The sequence below is a fragment of the Saccharomonospora halophila 8 genome (genome assembly GCF_000383775.1).
Taxonomy (GTDB): Bacteria; Actinomycetota; Actinomycetes; order Mycobacteriales; family Pseudonocardiaceae; genus Saccharomonospora; species Saccharomonospora halophila.
In genome coordinates this window covers 1-5,383 of sequence record NZ_KB912561.1, presented here as the reverse complement: position 1 = coordinate 5,383, position 5,383 = coordinate 1, and the positions used below count along the sequence as shown (strand labels likewise).

Sequence of the window (5,383 nt, the reverse complement as noted above, 5' to 3'; positions counted from 1 at the left end):
GCCGGCCGCCCTGCCGGTCCCTGCCGCCTTTCCGGCCCTGACCACCCTGGTCGCCCGGACCACCCTGGGAGCCCTGGCCGCGGTCCTTCGGCCGGTCCTCGCGGCCCGCCCTGCCCGTCCGGCGGGAGGACCCACCGTCGGCCGAGGGGACGTCGTCGTCGAGCCGCAGGGTGAGCGAGATGCGCTTGCGGTCCACGTCGACGTCGAGGACCTTGACCGTCACCACGTCCCCGGGCTTGACGACCTCCCGCGGGTCGTCGACGAACCGGTGCGCCATCGCCGAGACGTGCACGAGCCCGTCCTGGTGCACGCCGACGTCGACGAACGCCCCGAACGCCGCCACGTTCGTGACCACGCCCTCCAGCCGCATCCCCGGTTCGAGGTCGTTCATGGTCTCCACGCCCTCGGCGAAGGTCGCCGTGGTGAACTCGGGGCGCGGGTCGCGTCCGGGCTTCTCCAGTTCGGCGAGGATGTCGGTGACCGTGGGCAGGCCGACCGTGTCGTCGACGAACGATTCCGGCGACAGCGTGCGCAGCGTCCGGGAGTCGCCGATCAGCTCGCGGATGCCGACCCCGGCCGCGTCCACGATCCGCCGCACCACCGGGTAGGACTCCGGGTGCACGCCGGAGGCGTCGAGCGGGTCGTCGCCGTCCGGGATCCGCAGGAAGCCCGCGCACTGCTCGAACGCCTTCGGCCCCAGGCGGGTGACGTCCTTCAGCGCCGTGCGGCTGCGGAACGCCCCCGTGGTGTCCCGGTGGCCGACGATGTTCTCCGCCAGCCCCGAGCCGATCCCGGAGACCCGGGCCAGCAGCGGGGCGGACGCGGTGTTCAGGTCGACCCCGACCGCGTTCACGCAGTCCTCCACCACCGCGTCCAGGGAGCGGGAGAGTTTCGACTCGGCCACGTCGTGCTGGTACTGCCCGACCCCGATGGACTTCGGGTCGATCTTCACCAGCTCCGCCAGCGGGTCCTGCAACCGGCGCGCGATGGAGACCGCGCCGCGCAGCGACACGTCCAGACCGGGCAGCTCCTGCGCGGCGTAGGCCGAGGCGGAGTACACCGACGCCCCCGACTCCGACACCATCACCGTGCTCAGGCCGAGTTCCGGGTGGCGCTTGGCGAGTTCCCCGGCGAGCTTGTCGGTCTCCCGGGAGGCGGTGCCGTTGCCGATGGCGACCAGCTGCACACCGTGTTCCCGGGCCAGCCGCGCCAGCGTGGCCAGCGCCTCGTCCCACCGGGCCTGCGGTTTGTGCGGGTAGACCGTATCGGTGGCGACCACCTTGCCGGTGCCGTCGACCACCGCCACCTTCACCCCGGTGCGGTAGCCCGGGTCCAGACCGATCGTCGCCCGGGTGCCCGCGGGCGCCGCGAGCAGGAGGTCCCGCAGGTTCGCGGCGAACACCCGCACCGCCTCGTCCTCGGCGGCCTGCCGCAGCCGCATCCGCAGGTCGATGCCCAGATGCAGCAGCACCTTGGTGCGCCACGCCCAGCGCACCGTCTCCCGCAGCCAGCGGTCGGCGGGCCTGCCCGCGTCGGTGATGCCGAACCGCGCGGCGATGCGGGCCTCGTACTCGTCGGCGTCCGTGCCCGGCTGTTCGGGCTCGGTGGACACCGTGAGGATCTCCTCCTTCTCCCCGCGCAGCAGTGCGAGCACACGGTGCGAGGGCAGCTTGGCCATCGGTTCGGCGAAGTCGAAGTAGTCGGCGAACTTGGCGCCCTCGGTCTCCTTGCCCTCGCGCACGGTCGCGGTGATCCAGCCGCGCGACCACATCCGCTCGCGCAGGTCGCCGATCAGGTCGGCGTCCTCGGCGAACCGCTCGACCAGGATGGCGCGCGCCCCGGCGAGGGCGGCGTCGGCGTCGGCGACCCCGGCGTCGGCGTCGACGAACGACTCCGCGGTGCCCTTCGGGTCCTGCGTCGGGTCGTCCAGCAGGGTGTCCGCCAGCGGTTCGAGCCCGGCCTCCCGGGCGATCTGGCCCTTCGTCCGCCGCTTCGGCCGGTACGGCAGGTAGATGTCCTCCAGCCGCGCCTTCTCCCGGGCGGCCCGGATGCGTGCCTCCAGCTCCGGCGTGAGTTTGCCCTGCGCGCGGATCGAGTCGAGGATCACCGCGCGCCGGTCCTCCAGCTCCCGCAGGTACCGCAGGCGCTCCTCCAGCGTGCGCAGCTGGGTGTCGTCGAGCGCTCCGGTCACCTCCTTGCGGTAGCGCGCGATGAACGGCACCGTCGCGCCGTCGTCGAGCAACGCGACGGTCGCGGAGACCTGCCCGGGACGGACGCCGAGCTCGTCGGCGAGCGTGTCGGTGAGGGACGTGTCGGGGGACGTGCTGTCAGCCACGACACGGATTGTGCCTGGTCCGCTCGGCGTCGATGATGGGCCCATGCCGGAACACGATCCGAAGCCCCGCAGCCATGAGGTCACCGACGGCGTCGAGCGGACCGCCGCCCGCGGGATGTTGCGCGCGGTGGGGATGGGCGACGAGGACTTCGCCAAGCCCCAGGTGGGCATCGCGTCGTCGTGGAACGAGATCACCCCGTGCAACCTCTCGTTGCAGCGGTTGGCGCAGGCGAGCAAGAACGGTGTGCACGCCGGGGGCGGGTATCCGCTGGAGTTCGGCACGATCTCGGTCTCCGACGGGATCAGCATGGGGCACGAAGGGATGCACTTCTCGCTGGTCTCCCGCGAGGTGATCGCGGACTCGGTGGAGACGGTGCTGGAGGCCGAGCGGATCGACGGCGCGGTGCTGCTGGCGGGCTGCGACAAGAGCCTGCCCGGCATGCTGATGGGCGCCGCCCGGCTCGACGTCGCCGCCGTGTTCCTCTACGCGGGCACGACGCTGCCCGGCCGGGTGGACGGCCGCGAGGTCACGATCGTGGATGCGTTCGAGGCGGTGGGCGCCTGCTCCCGGGGGCTGATCGGACGGGACGAGGTGGACCGGATCGAGCGCGCCGTCTGTCCGGGCGAGGGCGCCTGCGGCGGGATGTACACCGCGAACACGATGGCCTGCGCCGCCGAGGCACTGGGCATGTCCCTGCCCGGCTCGGCGAGTCCGCCGTCGGTGGACCGCCGCCGGGACACGTTCGCCCGCGCCGGGGGCGAGGCCGTCGTCCGGCTGCTGGAGCGGGGGATCAGCGCCCGCGACATCCTCACCCGGGAGGCGTTCGAGAACGCGATCGCGGTGGTGATGGCCCTCGGCGGCTCGACGAACGCCGTGCTGCACCTGCTGGCGATCGCGTACGAGGCCGGGGTGGAGCTGACGCTGGACGACTTCTCGCGGGTGGGTGACCGGGTGCCGCACCTGGCCGACGTGAAGCCGTTCGGCCGCTACGCGATGACCGCCGTCGACCGGGTCGGCGGGGTCCCGGTGGTGATGCGGGCGCTGCTCGACGCGGGACTGCTGCACGGCGACTGCCACACCGTGACCGGCCGCACGGTCGCGGAGAACCTGGACGAGCTGGACCCGCCGCGGCTGGACGGCGAGGTCGTCCACGCGCTGACCGACCCGATCCACCCCACGGGCGGGGTCACCATCCTGCACGGCAGCCTCGCCCCGGAGGGGGCGGTGGTGAAGAGCGCGGGCTTCGAGACGACCCGGTTCGAGGGCACGGCCCGCGTGTTCGAGGGCGAACAGGCCGCGATGGACGCGCTGGACGAGCTGAAGGCGGGCGACGTCGTGGTGATCCGCGGCGAGGGCCCGCGCGGCGGCCCCGGGATGCGGGAGATGCTGGCGGTCACCGGTGCGATCAAGGGCGCGGGCCTGGGCAGCGACGTGCTGCTGCTCACCGACGGCCGGTTCTCCGGCGGCACGACGGGGCTGTGCCTCGGCCACGTGGCCCCGGAGGCCGCACACGGCGGGCCGATCGCCTTCGTCCGGGACGGCGACCCCATCGTCGTTGACTTGTCGACGAAAACGCTCGACCTCGGTGTCGACGCCGACGAGCTGGCCCGTCGCCGCGAGGGGTGGCAGCAACCCGCCACCGACCGGCGGGGCGTGCTGGGCAAGTACGCGCGCCTGGTCGGGTCGGCGGCCCGGGGCGCGGTCTGTTCCTGACCTCCCGTCCGGGCCCGGTGTGTCGGTGTCCTCGTCGCGTCGGCTGCGCTTCTCGCCCCGTCCGGCGGGGGCACCTGGCGCACGCGGGTCAGACGCCGTTCGGCTGGCCGAGCGCTAGGGCCAGCGCCCGGTTGAGGGCCAGCACGGATTGCGGGCACAGGCTCCCAGGGAGTCGCCGAGTTCGTCCCGGCCGAGCGTTTCGATGTTGTCGGTGTTGACGAACCCGGTGAAGGGGTCTTCCCGGGTGAGCTTCACCCAGGTGGGCAAGTCCCGTTGGGTCGTGGTGGCACGCACAGCGAGCAGTCGCGGGTGTGGGTGTTGCGGTAATTGTTGGAGACCACGACCGAGGGTTTGGCTCCGTTGCCGATATCGGCCCGGTAGGCCTGGCCTCCGCGGGGATGGCCGTCACGTGGTCGCCTCGGAGGCGCGCGCCGCGCGACGCTGCCGGGACACCGCCCGTTCGGTGTCGTCCTCGTACGGGTAGTTCGGATTGTCGGCGACCGCGTGGGCGTAGGCCTCCTCCAGCAGGCGCTCCTGGCGTTGGCGCCAGGCTGTTTCGATGGCGGACTTGACCGCCTCGGCCTTCGTGGACGCGTCCTGGGCCAACTCGTCGAGCTTGCGTTCGGTTCCCGGGTCGAGCCGGACTGTCATACCATTCGTCATACATGCACGGTGCCATTGTTGAATGTCCGACGCGCACCTCTCCCTTCTGGTCCGGTGGAGCGTCGATGTGATCGGGTTCCGAGTGCGAACGGGCGAAGCGGCCGGATCCGCCCGCTTCGCCCGGACAGGTGACCGCGAGGTCGTGTCCCGGAGTGGGACACCGTTTCGTCGGTCACGGCTGATAACCAGGGACCGCACGCCGCCCGACCACACGCCGGAGAAGGGACACGACGATGGTGAAGGCCCTCGTGGCGACCGCGCACACCCAGGGATTCCGGGACAACGACTACCACTGGTGTGTCGAGGGGGAGCTCGTGTGGATCGCGCCGCCGTGCCGCGCCGACCGGCACGACCCGGACGGGGCCTGCGGGTGCGGACGCGGTTTCGCGGGGCTGAGCTCGCACCGGGCCACCACCACGGCGGTCGTGCGCACCCTGGACGGCATCAGCAGGCAGGACTTCGTCATGGTGCTCGACGCCAGTCTCGCCGAGCAGGGCTACGGGTCGCTCGACGCCGAGGGGCTGGCCGACCACCTGCTCGAACTGGTCGCCGACCTGCCCGACGGCACCGTGGTGGAGCACCGCCTCGACTACGTCCACGTCCGGCAGGGCGTGCCGTAGCGGCCGAGGTCGCCGTGCCGCACCGGCGGCGGGGCCGTGCCGCAGCGGGGC

5 protein-coding genes are annotated in these 5,383 nt (G+C 72.6%); 2 read left to right on the top strand and 3 right to left on the bottom strand.

The window, feature by feature from the left end; genetic code table 11:
• Positions 1-2,335: Tex family protein (locus SACHA_RS0113585; protein WP_019810675.1), on the bottom strand; the 2,335-nt coding region annotated here is incomplete at its 3' end.
• Positions 2,336-2,378: 43 nt separating this feature from the next.
• Here SACHA_RS0113585 and ilvD point away from each other — a divergent pair.
• Positions 2,379-4,049, top strand: a complete 1,671-nt coding sequence (gene ilvD, locus SACHA_RS0113580; protein ID WP_019810673.1) for a dihydroxy-acid dehydratase — start codon at positions 2,379-2,381, stop codon at positions 4,047-4,049.
• 114 nt (positions 4,050-4,163) lie between these two features.
• Here ilvD and SACHA_RS26455 read toward each other — a convergent pair whose 3' ends face one another.
• Both SACHA_RS26455 and SACHA_RS0113570 read right to left on the bottom strand, forming a co-directional pair.
• Positions 4,164-4,316, bottom strand: coding sequence for a hypothetical protein (locus tag SACHA_RS26455; protein WP_269634188.1), 153 nt, complete (start codon positions 4,314-4,316; stop codon positions 4,164-4,166).
• A gap of 138 nt (positions 4,317-4,454) precedes the next feature.
• Positions 4,455-4,712 (bottom strand): hypothetical protein, encoded by a 258-nt coding sequence (locus SACHA_RS0113570; RefSeq protein ID WP_083935853.1) that lies wholly within the window; start codon positions 4,710-4,712, stop codon positions 4,455-4,457.
• 233 nt (positions 4,713-4,945) lie between these two features.
• Between SACHA_RS0113570 and SACHA_RS0113565 the strand changes: the two genes are divergently transcribed.
• Positions 4,946-5,332 carry a DUF7715 family protein gene (locus tag SACHA_RS0113565; RefSeq protein ID WP_019810667.1) on the top strand — a complete coding sequence of 129 codons (387 nt, stop codon included), beginning with the start codon at positions 4,946-4,948 and terminating at the stop codon, positions 5,330-5,332.
• The last annotated feature ends 51 nt before the right edge of the window (positions 5,333-5,383 follow it).